The 1414-nt window shown below is 63.8% G+C and carries 1 protein-coding gene; it reads left to right on the forward strand.

Annotated features, from left to right (window positions below):
* Positions 1 to 152: 152 nt before the first annotated feature.
* Positions 153 to 1414, forward strand: a 1262-nt coding sequence (locus tag DIE23_RS38970; RefSeq protein WP_124618188.1) for a type VI secretion system Vgr family protein, incomplete at its 3' end; no start/stop codon positions are given.

A 1414-nucleotide genomic window follows, 5' to 3' on the forward strand; every position in this document is an offset into this window, starting at 1 on the left:
GCCATGGCGTGACGTGCCCGAAATGCGGCGGCGTTTTTCCGCTGCTGGCAAGCGGCCCGCGCACGCACCGTGGCCGCCTGGTGGGATATCGCGGGGACAAAACCGGTTGCGGTGCGACCGTCATCGGTCACGGCACAACGGGGGCGGTGTAAATGGCGATGCTTCCTCAAGCTCGCACGCTGTCACTCGCCGGCGCAGCGCTGCCGACCTATGGGATGGATGCGTTGCCTGTCTTTGTACCTGTGCGCTTGCAAGGCACCGAAACCATCGGCCGTCTCGATGCATGCCGCTACCTCGTCACGTTGCGAACCGACGACGCCTATGCGTTCTCGCCGAGTCGCACGGCCGATCTCGATCTGGACAAGATGGTCGGCACGGAAGTGACCGTGTCGATCCAGCTCGAAGGCATAGGCCGGCCCATTCCTGGGCTGGCCGGTGTCGCCGGACTCGGCAACATCGGCGCGGGTACGCGCGAGATAACGGGACTGGTTGAAGCTGCCCGAATTGCCGGTCAGGATCGCGATTCGATTCTGTACGAACTGGAACTGCGGCCATGGCTCTATCGCGCGACGCTGACGCAGGACTGTCGCCTGTTTCAAGACATGACCGTCGTCGACATCACCGACGCGGTGCTCTCGAAATATCCCTATCCCGTCGATAAGCGCCTCGGTGCATTCCGGGGCGTGTATCCGAAACGCGATGTGCAGCGACAAGCGTTTGAATCGGACTGGGCGTTTCTGCAACGCCTCTGGGAAGAATGGGGAATCTGGTGGTGGTTCGAGCACGATGACGGCCATCACCGTCTGGTCTTGTGCGACACGATAGGCGGCCATCAGCCGCACGGCGCGGCCTACGAGACGCTGCGCTATCCGTCACCCGATGGTCAGCGTATCGATGAGGAACACATTCACGCGCTGTCCGTGACCAGCCGCTTGACGCCCGGACGCGTGACCGTGACGGACTACGACTACACGCGCCCGCGTGCCGATCTGGCGACCACGGCGGAAAACCCTCGCCCGACCGCAAGCGCCGACGGCGAGATTTACGGTTGGGGCGATTACAGTCAGCCGCTCGCGGGCGCGCAAGGGCTGACGGGCCAGCCGAACGATACGGCTCGTGAAGCGCACCACTTCGCAAACGTTCAACTGGAGGCGCAGCGTTGCGCGGGGCGGCGCGCGAACGGGAAAGGGAATCTGCGCGGCCTGACGGTCGGATATACCTTTACGTTGACCGGCTATCCGCAGCAGGCCGCGAATCGCGAATACCTCGTCGTGTCGTGTGCGCTCGATATCGAGGAAGTCGCGGGGCGGACCGGCGGCGCGCAGACCTATCGCGTTGACGCGCAATTCGAACTGTTGCCGACGAACGAACCGTTCCGCCTGGAACGCAGCGTTCGCAAGCCCGTCATGAGCGG

It is taken from the genome of Burkholderia sp. Bp9143 (assembly GCF_003853645.1).
Classification (GTDB): Bacteria; Pseudomonadota; Gammaproteobacteria; order Burkholderiales; family Burkholderiaceae; genus Burkholderia.